The organism is Halorubrum sp. SD612, from assembly GCF_002135005.1.
Genome location: NZ_NEWI01000073.1, coordinates 1 through 15,788, shown reverse-complemented (window position 1 = coordinate 15,788; position 15,788 = coordinate 1). Strand labels below are relative to the sequence as shown.

General features: G+C 70.3%; 19 protein-coding genes and 1 tRNA gene. 9 read left to right on the top strand and 11 right to left on the bottom strand.

Annotated elements, in window-relative coordinates:
* The coding region (locus tag B9G38_RS09750) for a helicase-related protein (RefSeq protein WP_086220245.1) at nucleotides 1-1,877 on the top strand (1,877 nt) is incomplete at its 5' end.
* Nucleotides 1,874-2,467: a KEOPS complex subunit Cgi121 gene (gene cgi121, locus B9G38_RS09745; protein ID WP_086220244.1), complete on the top strand. Its 594-nt coding sequence runs from the start codon at nucleotides 1,874-1,876 to the stop codon at nucleotides 2,465-2,467. The genes B9G38_RS09750 and cgi121, both read left to right, overlap by 4 nt.
* A gap of 95 nt (nucleotides 2,468-2,562) precedes the next feature.
* Here the strand turns inward: cgi121 and B9G38_RS09740 are convergent.
* A tRNA-Gln gene (locus B9G38_RS09740) sits at nucleotides 2,563-2,635 on the bottom strand.
* A gap of 319 nt (nucleotides 2,636-2,954) precedes the next feature.
* Between B9G38_RS09740 and B9G38_RS09735 the strand changes: the two genes are divergently transcribed.
* Together B9G38_RS09735 and B9G38_RS09730 are read left to right on the top strand one after the other, a co-directional pair.
* Nucleotides 2,955-3,548, top strand: a complete 594-nt coding sequence (locus B9G38_RS09735; protein ID WP_086216688.1) for an IMP cyclohydrolase — start codon at nucleotides 2,955-2,957, stop codon at nucleotides 3,546-3,548.
* A gap of 180 nt (nucleotides 3,549-3,728) precedes the next feature.
* Nucleotides 3,729-5,858 (top strand): S9 family peptidase, encoded by a 2,130-nt coding sequence (locus B9G38_RS09730; protein WP_086220243.1) that lies wholly within the window; start codon nucleotides 3,729-3,731, stop codon nucleotides 5,856-5,858.
* An 18-nt stretch (nucleotides 5,859-5,876) separates the two neighbouring features.
* On the opposite strand, the gene B9G38_RS09725 is transcribed toward B9G38_RS09730, so the two are convergent.
* From B9G38_RS09725 to B9G38_RS09710, 4 genes are all read right to left on the bottom strand, one after another.
* Complete coding sequence (locus B9G38_RS09725; protein WP_049931986.1) at nucleotides 5,877-6,251, bottom strand: helix-turn-helix domain-containing protein; 375 nt, start codon at nucleotides 6,249-6,251, stop codon at nucleotides 5,877-5,879.
* A 55-nt stretch (nucleotides 6,252-6,306) separates the two neighbouring features.
* Nucleotides 6,307-6,546: a hypothetical protein gene (locus tag B9G38_RS09720; RefSeq protein WP_049931988.1), complete on the bottom strand. Its 240-nt coding sequence runs from the start codon at nucleotides 6,544-6,546 to the stop codon at nucleotides 6,307-6,309.
* Nucleotides 6,547-6,622: 76 nt separating this feature from the next.
* The gene (locus B9G38_RS09715) at nucleotides 6,623-7,309 is read right to left on the bottom strand and encodes a DUF5828 family protein (protein ID WP_086216691.1); all 687 of its coding nucleotides are present in this window, start codon (nucleotides 7,307-7,309) and stop codon (nucleotides 6,623-6,625) included.
* A 122-nt stretch (nucleotides 7,310-7,431) separates the two neighbouring features.
* Nucleotides 7,432-7,683, bottom strand: a complete 252-nt coding sequence (locus tag B9G38_RS09710; RefSeq protein ID WP_086220242.1) for a hypothetical protein — start codon at nucleotides 7,681-7,683, stop codon at nucleotides 7,432-7,434.
* Nucleotides 7,684-7,810: 127 nt separating this feature from the next.
* Between B9G38_RS09710 and B9G38_RS09705 the strand changes: the two genes are divergently transcribed.
* Nucleotides 7,811-8,191: a cupin domain-containing protein gene (locus B9G38_RS09705; protein WP_049931992.1), complete on the top strand. Its 381-nt coding sequence runs from the start codon at nucleotides 7,811-7,813 to the stop codon at nucleotides 8,189-8,191.
* Nucleotides 8,184-8,858 (top strand): hypothetical protein, encoded by a 675-nt coding sequence (locus B9G38_RS09700; RefSeq protein ID WP_049931993.1) that lies wholly within the window; start codon nucleotides 8,184-8,186, stop codon nucleotides 8,856-8,858. Before B9G38_RS09705 ends, B9G38_RS09700 begins: the two co-directional genes overlap by 8 nt.
* Nucleotides 8,859-8,907: 49 nt before the next feature.
* Here B9G38_RS09700 and B9G38_RS09695 read toward each other — a convergent pair whose 3' ends face one another.
* The 4 genes from B9G38_RS09695 to B9G38_RS09680 all read right to left on the bottom strand — a co-directional run bounded on the left by B9G38_RS09695 (nucleotide 8,908) and on the right by B9G38_RS09680 (nucleotide 12,639).
* Nucleotides 8,908-10,794: a carbon starvation protein A gene (locus B9G38_RS09695; RefSeq protein ID WP_049931995.1), complete on the bottom strand. Its 1,887-nt coding sequence runs from the start codon at nucleotides 10,792-10,794 to the stop codon at nucleotides 8,908-8,910.
* A gap of 265 nt (nucleotides 10,795-11,059) precedes the next feature.
* Entirely contained in the window at nucleotides 11,060-12,013 is a 954-nt protein-coding gene (locus B9G38_RS09690; protein WP_086220241.1) for a TRC40/GET3/ArsA family transport-energizing ATPase, read from the bottom strand.
* Nucleotides 12,014-12,041: 28 nt separating this feature from the next.
* A complete protein-coding gene (locus B9G38_RS09685) occupies nucleotides 12,042-12,338 on the bottom strand; it encodes a hypothetical protein (protein WP_049932143.1) in 297 nt (98 codons plus the stop codon).
* 94 nt (nucleotides 12,339-12,432) lie between these two features.
* Complete coding sequence (locus B9G38_RS09680; RefSeq protein WP_086216693.1) at nucleotides 12,433-12,639, bottom strand: hypothetical protein; 207 nt, start codon at nucleotides 12,637-12,639, stop codon at nucleotides 12,433-12,435.
* Between the two features lie 163 nt (nucleotides 12,640-12,802).
* On the opposite strand from B9G38_RS09680, the gene B9G38_RS09675 reads away from it, so the two are divergent.
* Entirely contained in the window at nucleotides 12,803-14,119 is a 1,317-nt protein-coding gene (locus B9G38_RS09675) for a GTP-binding protein (RefSeq protein WP_086220240.1), read from the top strand.
* Between the two features lie 27 nt (nucleotides 14,120-14,146).
* Here B9G38_RS09675 and B9G38_RS09670 read toward each other — a convergent pair whose 3' ends face one another.
* Both B9G38_RS09670 and B9G38_RS09665 read right to left on the bottom strand, forming a co-directional pair.
* Nucleotides 14,147-14,386: a hypothetical protein gene (locus B9G38_RS09670; protein WP_049932002.1), complete on the bottom strand. Its 240-nt coding sequence runs from the start codon at nucleotides 14,384-14,386 to the stop codon at nucleotides 14,147-14,149.
* A 96-nt stretch (nucleotides 14,387-14,482) separates the two neighbouring features.
* Complete coding sequence (locus B9G38_RS09665; protein WP_086220239.1) at nucleotides 14,483-14,809, bottom strand: hypothetical protein; 327 nt, start codon at nucleotides 14,807-14,809, stop codon at nucleotides 14,483-14,485.
* A 58-nt stretch (nucleotides 14,810-14,867) separates the two neighbouring features.
* Between B9G38_RS09665 and B9G38_RS09660 the strand changes: the two genes are divergently transcribed.
* Together B9G38_RS09660 and upp are read left to right on the top strand one after the other, a co-directional pair.
* Nucleotides 14,868-15,107: a hypothetical protein gene (locus B9G38_RS09660; protein WP_086220238.1), complete on the top strand. Its 240-nt coding sequence runs from the start codon at nucleotides 14,868-14,870 to the stop codon at nucleotides 15,105-15,107.
* Between the two features lie 93 nt (nucleotides 15,108-15,200).
* The coding region (gene upp / locus B9G38_RS09655; RefSeq protein ID WP_086220237.1) for a uracil phosphoribosyltransferase at nucleotides 15,201-15,788 on the top strand (588 nt) is incomplete at its 3' end.

The window sequence follows — 15,788 nt, the reverse complement described above, 5'->3', positions numbered from 1 at the left end:
ACGCCGAACTCGTCGAGTCCGACTGGCGACCGATCGAGCTCCACACCGGCGTCCACTTCGGCAACGCGATCAACTTCGACGACGGGAGCCAGCGCGAGGTCCCAGTCGAGCGCGGCGAGGACCAGACCGCGAGGCTCGTCGCCGACGCCCTGGACACCGAGGAGGACGGCCAGGGCGGCTCCTCGCTCGTCTTCGTCAATTCGCGGCGCAACGCCGAGTCGTCGGCCCGCAAGCTCACCGACGTGACGGGGCCGCGGCTCACCGGCGACGAGCGCGACCGCCTCCGCGAGCTGGCCGAGGAGATCCGCGGCGTCTCCGACACCGACACCTCCGAGGACCTCGCCGACGCGGTCGAGGAGGGATCGGCGTTCCACCACGCCGGCCTCGCGAGCGAGCACCGCAGCCTCGTCGAGGACGCCTTCCGCGACCGCCTCATCAAGTGCGTCTCCGCGACGCCGACGCTCGCGGCCGGCGTCAACACGCCCGCGCGCCGCGTGATCGTCCGCGACTGGCGGCGTTACGACGGCGAGTTCGGCGGGATGAAACCGCTCGACGTGCTCGAGGTCCACCAGATGTGCGGCCGCGCGGGCCGCCCCGGCCTCGACCCCTACGGCGAGGCGGTGCTGCTCGCGAACAACGCCGACACCCGCGAGGAGCTGTTCGAGCGGTACGTCTGGGCCGAGGCCGAACCCGTCCGCTCGAAGCTCGCCGCCGAGCCCGCCCTCCGCACCCACGTCCTCGCGACGGTCGCGTCCGGCTTCGCCGCCACCCGCGACGGGCTCCTCTCGTTCCTCGACAACACGCTCTACGCCACGCAGACCGACGACGAGGGGCGGCTCGCGGCGGTCACCGACACCGTCCTCGACTACCTCGAAGTCAACGGCTTCGTCGAGCGCGACCGCGACGGCGGGAGCGAGGGCCTCGCCGCGACCGGGATCGGTCACACCGTCTCGCGGCTCTACCTCGACCCGATGAGCGCGGCCGAGATACTCGACGGGCTTCGGACCGTCGCGGACGACGGGTCCGGGCCTGTCGGATCCGCGGACGCGGACGGCGAGTTCGTCGCGGCCCACGACCCGACCGCCGACGCCGACGACCCCGGGTTCACCACGTACACTCGCGCCGGCGAGGACGAACCGGACGACCCCGCCTCAGAGGGGCCGGCGTCGGCCGGCGACGCCGCCCCGGCGGTCACGCCGCTCGGCCTCTACCACCTCGTCAGCCGGACGCCCGACACCTACGAGCTGTACCTCAAGTCGGGCGACCGCGAGGAGTACACCGAGGTCTGCTACGAGCACGAGGCGGAGCTCCTCGGCGACGTGCCCTCCGAGTACGAGGACGTGCGCTTCGAGGACTGGCTCGCCGCGCTGAAGACGGGGCGCCTGCTCGAAGACTGGGCTAACGAGGTGGACGAGGACCGGATCGCGGAGCGGTACGGCGTCGGCCCCGGCGACATCCGCGGGAAGGTCGACACCGCCGAGTGGCTCCTCCGGGCGGCCGAGACGCTCGCGCGCGACGTAAAGGGGATCGACGGCGACACCGTCGTCCAGGTGCGCGAGGCCCGCAAGCGGCTGGAGTACGGGGTCCGGGAGGAACTCCTCGACCTCGCGGGCGTCCGCAACGTCGGTCGGAAGCGCGCCCGCCGCCTCTACGAGGCAGGCATCGAGAGCCGCGCCGACCTCCGCGAGGCGGACAAGGCGGTCGTCCTCGGCGCGCTGCGGGGCCGCGAGCGAACCGCCGAGCGCATCCTGGAGAACGCCGGCCGCGAGGACCCCTCGCTCGACGGCGTCGACCCCGACAGCTCGGCCTCCGCGGCGGCGACCGCGGGCGCGGACGCCGACGGCGACGGACAGGCCAGCCTGGGTGATTTCGGATGACCGACTCCGCGGCCGGCGGCGACGGGATGCCAGCGCCCGACCCCGGGGTCAGCCTCGTCGCCGGCACCTTCGCGATCGACGACCTCGACGCGTTTCTCGCGGACCTCGACGCGATTGCGGCCGATACCGGCGCGGTCGTCCAGGCGTTCGACGCCGACCTCGTCATCTCCGCGACGCACCTCCGCGAGGCGGCGCGACTGGCGGCGCGGGCGATCGCTCGCGGCGAGGCCGTCGCGCGCGACCCGGGCGTCGAGGTCCTGCTGTACGCGGCCGGGCGCAGGCAGATCGACCGCGCGCTCGAACTCGGCGTCTCGGAGGGCGAGCGCGCCGCGGTCGTCCTCGTCGCGGACTTCGGTGACGTGTCCGGCGCCGACCGCCCGTCCGCGGACCTCGACGAGGCGACCGAGTCCGTTCGCGAACTCGCCGCCGACTCGCGCACCGACCCCGACGACTCCGGGCTTCCGGTCGACTTCGACAAGGAGCGGGTGCGCGAGTTCTACGGAGTCACTGATCGCGAACTCACCGCGACTACCGGCGGTCTCGCCGATGTCGTCCGCGAGCGGGTCGCCCTGTTGGACGTCGAGAAGTGACGGCGGCCGCCCGCTCATCGGTACCCCTTCGTTTCAACTGGAAACCACGAGACGTGGATGCCACTCCGTTCCACTCGAAACGAGACCGAGAGAAGTAGTCCATCCTGGATTCGAACCAGGGTCGTTGCCCCCAGAAGGCAACAGGATTGGCCACTACCCCAATGGACTGCGCACCTACGGATAGCCAGTACGTGTTTGTAAGCGTTGCGCGTTGCGGTCGCCGTGCGATCGGTTGACGAGCATCGGCGGGCGCCGGCGGGCGTCGCCGCCCGCCCCCACTGTTGTCTCGCTGTCCTGTCCACACTGTTGTCGTCGCCGTCCCGTCCCACTGTTGTCGTCGCCGTCCCGTCCCCACTGTTGTCGTCGCCGTCCCGCCGTCACCGCCCCGCCGTCGCCGGCGGCAGATCATGAAGAGGGCATCTCGCCCACGGATCGCGTTCGTGCGCATATCGATGCGCTTTATGCGACTCGATACACACGAAAATGTATGTACGTCGGACGATTCGTCGTCGTCGCGCCCGGCATCGGCGGCTACCGCGTCTCTTCGCGCTCGTTCCCGAACCGCCGCGTCCGCGACCGCGGCGGGACGCTCACCGTCGGCCCGACCGCGGACGCGCCGGAGACCGACAACCCCTACGTCTCGTACAACTGCGCTCGCGCGGTCGAGACCCCGACCGAGGAGCCGCTGGCGGTCCTCGGCAACGGCTCGCACGTCGACCCGATCGCGGAGAAACTGGAGCGCGGGTACCCCGCGCGCGACGCGCTCGCCTCCGCGCTGCTCGCGCTCGACTACGAGAAGGACGACTACGACACGCCTCGCGTCGCCGGCGTGGTCGGCGCTGAGTCGGCGACGATCGGAACCGTCCGCCGCGACGCGCTCCTCGTCGAGGCCGTCGAAGAGCCGACCGTCGTCGCGACCTACGAGACGGACTCTCCCGAGCCGTACGACCTGACCGCGACCGACGCCGAGCCCGTCGCGACCGAACTGCTCGGCGCCGACCTCGAACACCCGGTCTGCGCCGCGGGCGCGACCGTCGACGCCGACGGCGTCTCGCTCGCGTTCGACAACGGCGGCGACTGAGCGACGGACGACTGGGCGCTGCCCACGGCGCGGGCTCGGCGTCGGCGTCGCTCGCGCCGCCGCCCGGCTTTCCGTCTCCTGACGCTCGCCTTTCCGTCCCCCGACACGCGGCCTTTCGCCTGTCGATCCTCGCCTTTCCGCCTCCCGACGCCTTTTGCCTCCCCCGTCCGACCCACACCCATGGAGCCGATCACCGCGGCCGACTACCACGACATCGCGGTCCCGTCCGACCCCCGGATCTCGCCGGGCGGCGACCGCGTCGCCTTCGTGCGCCGACAGCCGAACGACGACGACAGCTACGAGGCGACGGTGTACCTCGTCGACGCAGCGGGCGAGGGTGAGCCGCGCCGCCTCACCCTCGCCGAGGGCGCCGACGCCGAGCCGCGCTGGAGTCCCTCGGGGGACCGCATCGCGTTCACCTCCACCCGCGGCGCGGCCGACGACCGCCAGCAGCTGTGGGTCCTCCCGCTCGACGGCGGCGAGGCCCGTCGCGTCACCGACGTGGTCGGCGGCGTCTCGTCGATCGCGTGGTCGCCCGACGGCGAGCGGATCGCCTTCGTCCAGTCCGTGACCGCCGACGACCGCGAGGCCGACCGCGACCTCGCGGTGCCGGACGACTACGAGCCCGAGGACCACCCCGACCCGCGCGTCATCGACCGGACCGTCTACCGCGCCGCCGAGCGTCACTTCGACGGCCGACGCCCCGGCGTGTACGTCGTCGACGCCGACGCGACGGTCGGCGGCGTCACCGACCCCGACCCAGCCGAGTCCGGCGCGGTCGACCGAGTCACGGACCGGGAGGCCGACTTCGCCGCGCCGTCGTGGGGCGACGCCGACACGCTGTACTACACCGAGGCGGTCGGCGACGACCCCGACGACTCCGTCGAGATCGCGATCCACGCCCACGACCTCGACGCGGGCGAGGCCGAGCGCGTCCACACCACGACCGGGTGGGGCGCCGACCTCGCGGCGACCGCGGACGGCCGCGTCGCGTTCACGCATGCGGAGCTGAAGCAGGTGTCGATGCAGCCGACGGACCTCCGCGTCCTCGACGTCGAGTCGGGCTCGGTCACCGACCTCACCGGCGGTGTCGACCGGGGCCTCGGCCGCGGGACGACCCCGCAGTGGGGGCCGGCCGACGAGACGCTGTACTTCGCGACGCCCGACGAGGGGAAGACGGCGCTGTGGCGGGTCCCCGCAGACGGGAGCGAGACGCCCGAGCGCCTGCTCCGGCCGGGGACCGTCTCGGGCGCGACCGTCGGGGGCGACGCCGACGCGGGTCCCGAGTCGGTCACCGTCGCGTTCGCCGCCAGCGAGTGGGACCACCCGGGCGACGCGTTCGCCTACGACGCCGCGGCCGACGAGACGACCCGCCTGACCGACCTGAACGCCGACTACCTCGACGAGCGCGCGGTCGGCGAGCCCGAGGAGCTTCGCTTCGAGTCCGACGGCGTCGAGATCCAGGGGTGGTTGCTGACCCCGCCGGCCGAGGCCGGTGACGCCGAGTCCGCCGACGCGGACGGTCAGTACCCGCTCGCGGTCGAGATCCACGGCGGCCCGCACGCGATGTGGTCGACCGCCGGAACGATGTGGCACGAGTTCCAGACGCTCGCGGCCCGCGGCTACGCCGTCTTCTGGTCGAACCCCCGCGGCTCGACCGGCTACGGCGAGGCGTTCACGCAAGCAATCGAGCGCGACTGGGGCGCGATCACGCTCCGCGACGTGATGGCGGGCGTCGAGACGGTCGCCGACCGCCCCCAGATCGACGACTCGAACGCGTTCGTCACCGGCGGCTCCTTCGGCGGGTTCATGACCGCGTGGGCGGTCGGGCAGACGGACTACTTCCGCGCGGCCGTCTCCCAGCGTGGCGTCTACGACCTCACCGGCTTCTACGGGTCGACCGACGCGGCGTACAAGCTCGTCGAGGGCGACTTCGACACGGTGCCCTCGGCGGAGCCGGAGTGGCTCTGGGAGCAGTCGCCGACGGGCCACGCCGACGCGGTCGACACCCCGACCCTGCTGATTCACTCCGAGGACGACACCCGGACGCCGATCTGTACGGCGGAGCTGTACCACCGGCTCTTACGGAAGAACGGCGTCGACACCCGATTCGTCAGGTACCCCCGCGAGGGCCACGAGCTCTCGCGGTCCGGCGAGCCCGCGCACGTCGTCGACCGCATCGAGCGGATCGCCCGCTGGTTCGACGGCTACTCCGAGCACCACGACGCCGAGCGCGCGCTCGACCGCCCTGAGGACGACGGGCTGAGCGCCGGAGAAGAGCCGGAGGACTCGGCGGAGTCCGAGACGTAGTCGCCGCGAGCGACGCGATCAGCTCTCGTCCGGCTCGAACCCGTCGATGGCGTCGTGGACGTCGGCCACCCACTCGTCGAGGGCGTCGTGGAGCCGGCGCTTGGCCTCCGGCACGGGCGTCGCGGTGTACTGGTAGACGTAGCCGCCGGAGTCGAGCAGGCGGCGGCGGCGCTCGACGAGCCCCTTCTCGCGGAGCGTCGACAGCGAACGGTTTACGTTCGAGCGGTCCCGGTCGAGCGCGTCGGCGAGTTCCGACACGGTGCTGCCCGGGTACTCCAGCAGCGCGAGGTACGCGCGGCTCTCGTGGTCGCGCACGCCGAAGACACAAGAGAGGACGTGTTCGAAGGAGGGAGAGCCGTCGCCAACGAGGTCCTCGATTTCGGGGTCGCTCATGCGGGCCGATTCGTGCGCGGCGAGGTTAAATGCCGGTTTCTCCGACTCGGGGTGGTCACTCCTTGGCGGCGTACCCCATCTGGTCGATACAGCCGCGCATCCCTGACTCGTCGGCGTGCCGGTGGAGGTTCGTCGGCGTGTCGCAGTGGTACGTCTCCCCGTCGTATCGGAGGGCGACCTCGTGGTTGGCGCCCGCGACCTCGACGTCGACGAGGATCCGCTGCCCGTCGTTGAGCGCGTCGATGAGTTCGTCCACGGACAGCTCGCCCGCCTCGACTCGGAGTACCTCGCTCATGGGCTCGATTCAGCGGTGAGCGAGTTAAAGACGACCGATGTGGCTCCGCGTTCGCGGCCGCCCGACACGCTCCGCCTCACGTCGTCGTCGAGTCCGGCCCGCCCTCCTCGGCGGGCGGCTCGACGCCCTCGGCGGCCGCGACCTCGTCGGTCCGCTTCTCGGTCTCGACGTGCCAGCGGTCGATTTCGGACTCGTACTCGTCGAGGACCGCCGACACCTCCGATTTCAGCTCGTCGTCGTTGACGTTCACCTCGAAGACGAACGTCTCGCCGTCCTCGGCTCGGGCGACCTCCTGGATGTTGGCGCTGACGAGATCGTTGTCGAAGTAGTACGGCGCCACTTGAGTCATCACGTTCCGGTAGACGGCGTCCTCCACCTTCCGGATCGCCTTCCGACCGGCCGAGTCGGCCGCCCGGGCGACGTGTCCGATCGACTCGCCCCAGCTTTCGCGGGCGCTCTCGGTGTCGTTCTCCTCGACCTTCTCGTAGGACTCGGTGAGCTTCTCGCCGGCCGTCTGGAGGTCGTCGCCCGGCGATTTTCCCGCGCGCTCGCCCTCTCCCTCGTCGACGGACGCCTGCGCCGCGGTCTTCTCCGAGACGTCCTCGTCGATGCGCTCGTGGGTCTTGGGACGCCACTCGTCGAACTCGTAGTAGGCGTCGCTGTCGACGCCCACCTCCCGGAGCGCCAAGGCGATCCGCTCGCCGTGTTCGACGACGTCGCCCCAGTCCCCGCGCACCTTGAAGCCGGAGATGCTCTCTTCCATCGGTTGCCCTCATTACGGAACGGAGGGGTATAAGTCTCTCCGAACTGACGGGACTCGGCCGCTCGGTTCGCCGGCCGGAACCGCTACGGCGCGCGCCTCCTCGGCCGGGACCGCTGCGACGCTCACCTGCCGTACGCGATCCGGCGCGCGACCGCGTCGAGCCGCTCTTTAACTTCGCCGAGGTAGCCGGCCGGCGACGCGCGCCGGACGGCGGACTCGTCGACTTCGATACGCTCGCCGCGGAACGGGTCGCGCTCGGCGCGCTCCTCGGGGGACTGGTCTTTCGCCACCGCCCCCACGACCGTCGACATCGAGCAGCGGCCGCAGGCCTCCGCCTCGACCGCGCCGTCCGCCTCGTCTCCTTCGTCTGTCATGGTCTCTCACATCACACGACGTGGTCCTCCCGGTTAAAACTCCGCCTCGGGAAAACGACGCCTCGGGGGCGCTCGCGCCCGCTCCGCTCCCGACGCCCTTTTCACTCGCTCCGTGGAATGCGTTCTCATGGGATATCGTGTCGTCGACGTCGACTCGGTCGACCCGGAGCCGGACCGGCCGTGCGAGTGTCGAAAGCTGTCCGATTCTGGAGGGCTCGACGCCGCGGCGATCAACCGATTCAGGGCCGCCCCCGGCGAGCAGCTCCCGCTGGCGTACCACTACCACGAGACCCAACAGGAGGCGTTCTACGTGCTCGACGGCACCCTCGCGATCGAGACCCCCGACGAGACATACGAGGTGCCCGCGGACGACCTGTTCGTCGTCGACCCGGAGAGCCCCCAACGGGCGTACAACCCGGCTGACGCCGACGCTCCCGTCACCGTGCTGGCGATCGGTGCGCCCCCGGCCGACGGCGACGCGGTCGCGTACGAGCCCGCCGATGAGTGAGCGTGCCGAGCCGGAGGCGGACGGCGAGGGGGGTGCCGACGCCGCGGACCCGGCGGGGGCCGACGACCGCCGCGCCCCCGAGGAGCTGCCGGCGGAGATTCGCGAGGCCGTCCCCGAGTACGACGACGAGTACCTCGACCGCGTCTCCGACCGGCTGATGTACAGCTACGACCTCGACCGCGACGCGGTCGTCGACGGCGAGCGCTTCGAGATGACCGCCGAGATGCGGGTACGCAATCAGAAGCAGTTCCTCCACCCGGCGCTGAGCTACGCGGACCACGACATGCGGGAGTACGTGTACGTCCGCCGGGTGTCGACCCCGAGCGTCGGGGAGCTAGAGCGACTGGTCGAGTTCGCTCACGACGTCGCCGACGAGCGCGTCGAGGGCCACGAGGAGCACTACGGCACGGACGTCACCGTCGTCGTCGTCGCCGACCGTATCCCGGACGACGTCGCCGACTTCGTCGCCGGGTTCAGCGACCGCACGCTGCTGAAGTTCGGCTACTACGGCCACTACGAGGTGAACCTCGTCGCGGTCGCGCCCGACCGCGAGGCACTCGTCGCCAGCGAGAACGCTGACACCGCGGCCGCGTTCCGGCTGTGGGAACGGGTCGACTCGCCGGACGAAGGGTTCTTCTCGCGGTTCGCGAAGCGCTTCTGGCGCTGACCGTCGCCGGTCGTTCGGAAAAAACCGCGCCGAACCGGGCCGATCTCAGTCAGTCGTCGCTCGGTTCTGCGGCCGCTCCGCTGTCGCTCCGCACGGTCGTGATGTTGTCGTAGCCGATCCGCACCAGCGACAGGGCCAGGTAGATGAGGACGAACGCGAGCCCCATCTGGACCACCGCCGATATCTGGCCGCTGAGTCCGGCCACGTTACCGAGGATGAGCTTCTGATAGAGGTTGTCCCACAGCGCCACCCACGACAGCCCGAGGACGGTGATCGTCACCATGATCGTCATCGGGACGCCGGTGGAGGCGAGCTGCTTGGACTCGTCCCAGTTCGCGAGCCAGACCGTGCCGGCGAGCAGCGCCAGCGCCGCGAGAAGCTGGTTCGCGCCACCGAACAGCGCCCACAGCGTCACCCACTCGCCGGAGATGACGAGCAGGTACGCGACGAGCGACTGGACGGCCGGATTCGTGTACCGGCCCTTGGCGATGCTCCCGAGGTCGGCGGAGAAGCCCGTCGTCGTCCCGCTCCCGGTCGTTCCGACGATCTCTTCCATCATGTACCGACCGAGCCGCGCCGCGGTGTCGGTCGAGGTGAGCAGGAAGCTCACCAACACGAGCGCCATGAACGGCGCGCCGACGCCCTGCGGGATCCCGAGGCTGGTGAGGATGATCCCCCCGCCGGTCGCGAAGTTCGGCAGCGCGCCGCCGATGCCGCCGCCCGCGGCCGCCGTGGTCGCCCCGGCCACCGCGAGCGTCGAGATGGCGACCGACGCGAGCAGCCCCTCACCGAGCATCCCGCCGTAGCCGATGAGGCGAGCGTCGCTCTCCTTGTTCAGCTGTTTTGCCGTCGTCCCGGAGGACACCAGCGAGTGGAACCCGCTGATGGTTCCGCAGGCGATTGTCACGAACAACAGCGGGAAAAGCGGCGTGATACCCCGGGTATCGACGGCCAATTCGCTACCGAAGAAGCCCATGTACGCGCCGATGGAGGGATCGACGGTCAGCGGCTGGGCCGAGGTGCCGAGCAGCGTTCCGACGATAATCGCGAGCAGCGCGCCGCCGACTCCCGAGTAGAGGAGGAACGACGACAGGTAGTCGCGGGGCTGAAGCAGCACCCACACCGGGAGCGCGCTCGCCAGTGTCGCGTAGACGAGGATGACCGGCACCCACGCGGCGACGTTCGGCTGGAGGATGGCGTCCGCACTCATCACCGCTCCGGGCAGCCACCCGCCGTTACCGAGGAACTCGAAGAGGACGATGGTCCCCTGGGGGAACGCCCCGGACTCCACCGCCGGGAACAGCGCGATCGGGTACTGGATACCGAGCCAGACGCCCGCGAACACGCCCGCGACGAACACCACCGTCCCCGGGAGGAACGGGCCGTCGAGCTGGTACAGGTAGACGCCGAACAGGAACGCCAGCGCGATGTACACGAGGCTCGCGGTCGCGGCCGAGGGGAACGCGTTCAACACGATCCCGACGACCAAGGCGAACACCGCCACCACGAGGATGATGGTGAGGAACGCGAACCACAGCAGCATGTCCTTGCCGCGTTCGCCGACGTACTCGCCGATGATGTAGCCGATCGACTTCCCCTCGTGTCGCATCGACCCGGACAGCGAGATGAAGTCGTGGACCGCTCCCATCAGCGGATTGCCGATGGCGACCCACAACAGCGCCGGCACCCAGCCCCAGATGGCTCCGGCGGTGATCGGGCCGACGATCGGCGCGCCGCCCGCGATACTTGAGAAGTGATGCCCCAACAGAACCGGCTTCTTCGCCGGTACGTACTCTTGGCCGTCCTCGTACTTGTGTGCCGGCGTCTCCCGCTCGTCGTCGAGATCGACGAAACGAGAGAGGTACCGCGAGTACCCCACGTATCCCACGGTGAACGTACTGAGTACGGCGACGACGATCCAAATTATACTTGTCATAAGGTCCCTGCCTCGTGGTATCGATTCACTATGTCGAACTTAAACGTTATCTTCGTTCATGACGATTGACGACTCCCCCGGATCGAGTAACGCTACTCACCGTCGAAACGAAGTTAATTTCTCTGACTAATAGGTAAAATCTGCCCAGATCGCCCGTCGACCCACCTCGCGCGCACCCGGACGGACCGCAGCCGCCGCGCGCGATCGAGTAGGATCGCCGCGCGCGCTCTCCCAGCTCGCGGCCGCGCGCTCGACTCCGACGGATCTACGGCTCCACGTCGAGCGACGCGGCCACGTCGGCGAGCACGTCCCCCCGGACCTCCGTCGTGCGCGACTCGATCTCGGCGACGAGCGGCGGGTCGAACCCCTCGCGGACCTGCGCGAGCCGCTCGCGCTCGGTCTCGACCTTCTCGCGGAGGTAGCGCGCTCCGCGCCCCTGCTCTCCCTCGTCGGGGGACGGCGTGAGCTTGTTCGCCACCAGCCCGCGGACCCGCAGGTCTCGCTCGGTGAACGCCTCGATGGCCCGTTCCGTCTCGTTGACCGAGAGCTGGTCGGGGTTCAACACGAGGAAGAAGGCGGCGTCCGTGCGTATCGTCTCGCCGGCGTACTCGAAGAACTCCTTGCGCTCGTTGAGCCGCTCGATCACGGGGTCGCCCTCCAGCAGGCGCCGGGGCTCCATGTCCCCGATCGCCGCCTTCTCGAACAGGTCGATCGACTGCTCGCGCTTGTACAGCAGCCGGTCGATCCAGTCGCCGAGGAACTCAGGGAGCCCGAGCAGCCGGAGCGTCGACCCCGTCGGGGCGGTGTCGAACACGACCCGGTCGTACGGCTCGCTCTCCGTGCGCATCACGTCGACGAACGCGTCGAACAGCGCCGACTCGTACGCGCCCGGCGTCCCGTGAGACATCTCCAGCTGGCGGTTGATCTCCGAGACCATCGCGGCCGACACCTGCTCCGAGAGCGCCTCGCGGATCTCCGTTAGGTGCCGCTGCATCTCGTCTTCCGGGTCGATCTCCATCGCGTCGAGCCCGTCGACGTCCGCGACCGACTCGGGCTCGTCGCCGAACCGCTGGTCGAACACGTCCGACACCGAGTGGGCCGGGTCGGTCGAGACGACGAGCGTCCGGAGACCGTCTCGCGCGCAGCGGTGGGCGTACGCGCACGAGACCGTGGTCTTGCCGACGCCGCCCTTGCCGCCGAAGAAGACGAACTGCTCCATCAGTCGCGGCGTGAGTGTCGTCCGGTCATCAGAAGTGGTACTGCTGCCCCTTCCGCTCTAGCAGCGTCTCGCGGTCCCACAGTCGCCGCTCCCACGCCTCGAACTCGTCTTCGAGGTACGGGAGCAGCTCGGCGGTGTAGTACGACACCGGCGACGGGATCCCGAACGCGTCCGGGAAACACGCCAGCATGAATTCGTCTTCGGCGTCCTCGGCCTCCTTCTCGATCTTCTCGTAGGCCGGGTGCGTGATCATCCCGTGGTACAGGCCCCGGACCCACTCCTCGAGGACCGCCCGGAACCGCTCGATCCGGTCTGCTACTGTCATCATTCCTCATGACACTCTTCCCCTGTTAAAACCTGTCGCGGTCCGGGCCGCCGAGGGGCGGACCGCGGCCGGATCGGCCTCGGCGGTCGCGGCGTCAGGCGGCGTTCCCGTCCGGAAGTTCGCCCGACGCCTCGTCGCTGTCGTCGCCGTCGTCGTCCAGTTCCGGGTGGTCCTCGCTACCGGGGCTCGGCGTGTGGATGTCGCTGTCGAGCGATCCCCAGACGAGATACAGCATCGCGGCGACCATCAGCACCGTCACCGAGACGCTGACGAGCGACACGGCGGAGGCGGACAGAACCATATCGCGAGTACGACGACCGCGGCGTATCAACGTATCGGCTCGGACCGGTCCGCGTCGGTCTCACCCCCCGGGCCGGCCCCGCGCGCCGCCCGGTTTTCGCCCCGCCGCCCGAGTTTCCGTGTGTCGGCCGGGGGTTCAAGAGCGTCGTGTCCGATCCGCCCGTATGGACGACCGCATCCCGGTGACCGTGCTCTCGGGGGGACTCGGCGCGGGTAAGACGACGCTTCTGAACCACCTGCTCCGGAACGCCGGCGACCGCGACATCGCGGTCCTCGTCAACGACATGGGGGACGTGAACGTCGACGCGGACCTGATCGCCGAGGAGTCCGAGGTCGATGTCGAGGGCGTCACGGAGCTGTCGAACGGCTGTATCTGCTGTGAGCTTCAGGACGACCTCGAAAGCGCCGTGGTGCGGCTCGCGAACGAGCGCTCCTTCGACGCCCTGGTCGTCGAGTCTTCGGGCATCTCGGAGCCCGCGCCGGTCGCGCGGCTGTTCACGACCGAGTCGCGCGCGGCGGCCCGGTACCGGGTCGACGCGCTGGTGACCGTGATCGACACGCGGCAGTTCCTCGACGCGTTCGCGGGCGACGAGACGCCGGAGCGGCGCGTCGTTCCCGACGCCGGCGCCGGGGCCGCGACCGGCGACGAGGACAACGCCGACCGGCCGCTCTCGGACCTCCTCGTCGAGCAGGTCGAGGTATCGAACCTCGTGGTGTGTAACAAGGCGGACCTCTGTACCGACGCGGAAATCGACGAGGCGGTCGACCTCGTGGGCGCGCTCCAGCCCGACGCGGAGACGGTCGTCACGGAGTTCTCCGCGGTCGACCCGGACCGGATCCTCGGCGTCGGGCTGTTCGACGAGCGGGAACTCGGCGAACTCCCCGGCTGGAAGCGCGCGCTTGCCGAGGTCGACGACGCCGACGCCGATAGCGGGACGGACGACGACCACGGCCGCGACGGCGACCACGGCCGCGACGGCGACCACGCCCACGACCACCGCCACCCCGACGAGGTGTACGGCGTCACCTCATTCACCTACCGCCGCCGGCGGCCGTTCCACCCGGACCGACTCGCCGCTCTCCTCCGAGACCTCCCCGCCGACGTGGTCCGCTCGAAGGGGACGCTGTGGGTCGCAGGCACCGACCAGCGCCAGCAGGTCGGGCAGGCGGGTCGGTCGGTCCGCGTCGAGGCGCTCGGCCCGTGGATCGCGAGCCTGCCGTCGGTCGAGCGCGATATGCTCCGCTCGAACCGCCCGAAGCTAGAGTGGGACGACGACCACGGCGACCGCCGGACCGAGTTCGTCGTCATCGGCACGGGAGTCGACGAGGCACCGCTCGTCGACCGGCTCGATGACGCGCTTCTGACCGACGACGAACTCGCGGAGCTCGGCGACCCGGGGATCGGTGACGACCCGGCCGACGTCGGCCCAGCCCCGTTCCCGAGCGAGCAGGGCGCCGAGGTCGCGCTCCGGGAGCCGTAACCCCTCGACGCGACCGGCGGTCGGCGATCAGCAGGCGCAGTCGCCCCCGGTCGCGCGGGCGAACCGCATCGGGTCGCCGCAGTCGGGACACGTCGGCGTCCCCTCCGCGTCGCGGTCGAGCCCCTCGTCGTCGACGTCGACGTCGCGGACGCGGACGCCGCAGTCGTCGCACCAGTACGCCCCCTCGGAGCCGTCGTCGCCGGCGGCCCCGGGTGCCGTCCCCGTCGACCCCGCCAGCGCGTCGGTTACCGTCTCGAAGATGCCCATATCGTAATGATCCGCATCGATCATCTTAGTCCCCCGGTGTCGTGTAACCGATTCGCACAGCCGACCCGCGGAGGCCGCCCCGCGCTCGGCGCCCCGTCACAGCAGCGGCAGCGTGAGCGCAAGGAACGCGATCCCCAGCACGACCCCGGCGTACAACAGGCGTTCGAACCGGAGGTCGGCCGGGAGCGCCCCGGCACCGACCGGAGGCGCGGACCGGACGAGCTGTCGGTACGCGACGATGGTCACTCCGACGAACCCGAGCGCCGAGAGGGCAAGCGCGGCCGAAAGCGACAGCCCGTAGGCGAGGCCGTACAGCGGCCCGAACGAGAAGACCAGCGCGAACGCGAGCCCCGTCGTCACGAGGAAGGGGATCGGATCGATGGGGTCCCCGCGTCGGTTGCGGAGGCGGACCGGGCCGATCATGAGGGCCGTACGGCCCGAACGGACAAGAGCTAAGTGGCGCACAGCCGCGAATCCGCGTATGAGTGCCGAGGAGCGCACGGACGAGGGAGGCGACGAGGCCGGGATCCGCGAGGGCGTCGAGCGCTCCTCAGGCGATCCCAAGGTGCTGCTCGCGATGAACGCCGTGCTCTCGGCGTGGTTCGCCTGGATGATCGTCTGGGGGCTCGACTTCGTCGGGACGGCGACGCTGTCGCTCCGGAACGTCGCGACCCTCGCCGTGATCCTCTTCGCGGTGACGTACGTCGCCGCGCTCCGCTAGGTGCGGTCGCCGGAGGGGGCTGCCCTCCGGTCGCGGTCCGGCGAGCGCTCGATTCGCCACGTTTTAAGACCGTTCCGGGCGCGGTTCCGTATAATGACGATCGAAGACCGCGACGACGCGTACCTCATCACGCACGCGCTGGCGACGGACACCCTCTCGCGGCTGCGCGACGCCGAGACGGAACAGGTGGCGTTCCGGAAGGGGCTGGTGAAGCTTGGGCGGATCTGCGGCTACGAGATCATCGACGGCGGGATGGAGACGGAGTACGTCCCCGTCGAGACCCCGCTCGCGGAGACGACCGGCGAGCGCGTGAAAGGACTCGACGACGTGGTGATCATCAACGTCCTCCGGGCCGCAACCCCCTTCGTCGAGGGGCTGTTGAAGGCGTTCCCCCGCGCGAAGCAGGGCGTCATCTCCGCCGGTCGCGACGAGGCGGCCGGGATGACCGACGACGGCGAGTTCCCGATCACCATCGACTACGTGAAGCTCCCCGAGATCCGCCCGGAGGACACCGTCATCGTCGCGGACCCGATGCTCGCGACGGGATCGACGATGGCCGCCGTCCTCGACCACGTCCTCGACGAGGCCGACGACTTCGAGGACCTGTTCGTGCTCTCCGCGGTCTCCGCGCCCGCCGGCCTCGTCCGCGTGAGCGAGGCCGTCCCGGAGGCGGACCTGCTG

Excerpts from the sequence above, each read along its gene's own strand:
- B9G38_RS09715 (WP_086216691.1), bottom strand. The coding sequence starts at position 7,309 with ATGGAAGAGAGCATCTCCGGCTTCAAGGTGCGCGGGGACTGGGGCGAC.
- B9G38_RS09730 (WP_086220243.1), top strand. The coding sequence starts at position 3,729 with ATGGAGCCGATCACCGCGGCCGACTACCACGACATCGCGGTCCCGTCC.
- B9G38_RS09735 (WP_086216688.1), top strand. The coding sequence starts at position 2,955 with ATGTACGTCGGACGATTCGTCGTCGTCGCGCCCGGCATCGGCGGCTAC.
- B9G38_RS09665 (WP_086220239.1), bottom strand. The coding sequence starts at position 14,809 with ATGATCGGCCCGGTCCGCCTCCGCAACCGACGCGGGGACCCCATCGAT.
- B9G38_RS09720 (WP_049931988.1), bottom strand. The coding sequence starts at position 6,546 with ATGAGCGAGGTACTCCGAGTCGAGGCGGGCGAGCTGTCCGTGGACGAA.
- cgi121 (WP_086220244.1), top strand. The coding sequence starts at position 1,874 with ATGACCGACTCCGCGGCCGGCGGCGACGGGATGCCAGCGCCCGACCCC.
- B9G38_RS09680 (WP_086216693.1), bottom strand. The coding sequence starts at position 12,639 with ATGGTTCTGTCCGCCTCCGCCGTGTCGCTCGTCAGCGTCTCGGTGACG.
- B9G38_RS09710 (WP_086220242.1), bottom strand. The coding sequence starts at position 7,683 with ATGACAGACGAAGGAGACGAGGCGGACGGCGCGGTCGAGGCGGAGGCC.
- B9G38_RS09690 (WP_086220241.1), bottom strand. The coding sequence starts at position 12,013 with ATGGAGCAGTTCGTCTTCTTCGGCGGCAAGGGCGGCGTCGGCAAGACC.
- B9G38_RS09700 (WP_049931993.1), top strand. The coding sequence starts at position 8,184 with ATGAGTGAGCGTGCCGAGCCGGAGGCGGACGGCGAGGGGGGTGCCGAC.
- B9G38_RS09670 (WP_049932002.1), bottom strand. The coding sequence starts at position 14,386 with ATGGGCATCTTCGAGACGGTAACCGACGCGCTGGCGGGGTCGACGGGG.
- B9G38_RS09685 (WP_049932143.1), bottom strand. The coding sequence starts at position 12,338 with ATGACAGTAGCAGACCGGATCGAGCGGTTCCGGGCGGTCCTCGAGGAG.
- B9G38_RS09695 (WP_049931995.1), bottom strand. The coding sequence starts at position 10,794 with ATGACAAGTATAATTTGGATCGTCGTCGCCGTACTCAGTACGTTCACC.
- B9G38_RS09660 (WP_086220238.1), top strand. The coding sequence starts at position 14,868 with ATGAGTGCCGAGGAGCGCACGGACGAGGGAGGCGACGAGGCCGGGATC.
- B9G38_RS09705 (WP_049931992.1), top strand. The coding sequence starts at position 7,811 with ATGGGATATCGTGTCGTCGACGTCGACTCGGTCGACCCGGAGCCGGAC.
- B9G38_RS09725 (WP_049931986.1), bottom strand. The coding sequence starts at position 6,251 with ATGAGCGACCCCGAAATCGAGGACCTCGTTGGCGACGGCTCTCCCTCC.
- B9G38_RS09675 (WP_086220240.1), top strand. The coding sequence starts at position 12,803 with ATGGACGACCGCATCCCGGTGACCGTGCTCTCGGGGGGACTCGGCGCG.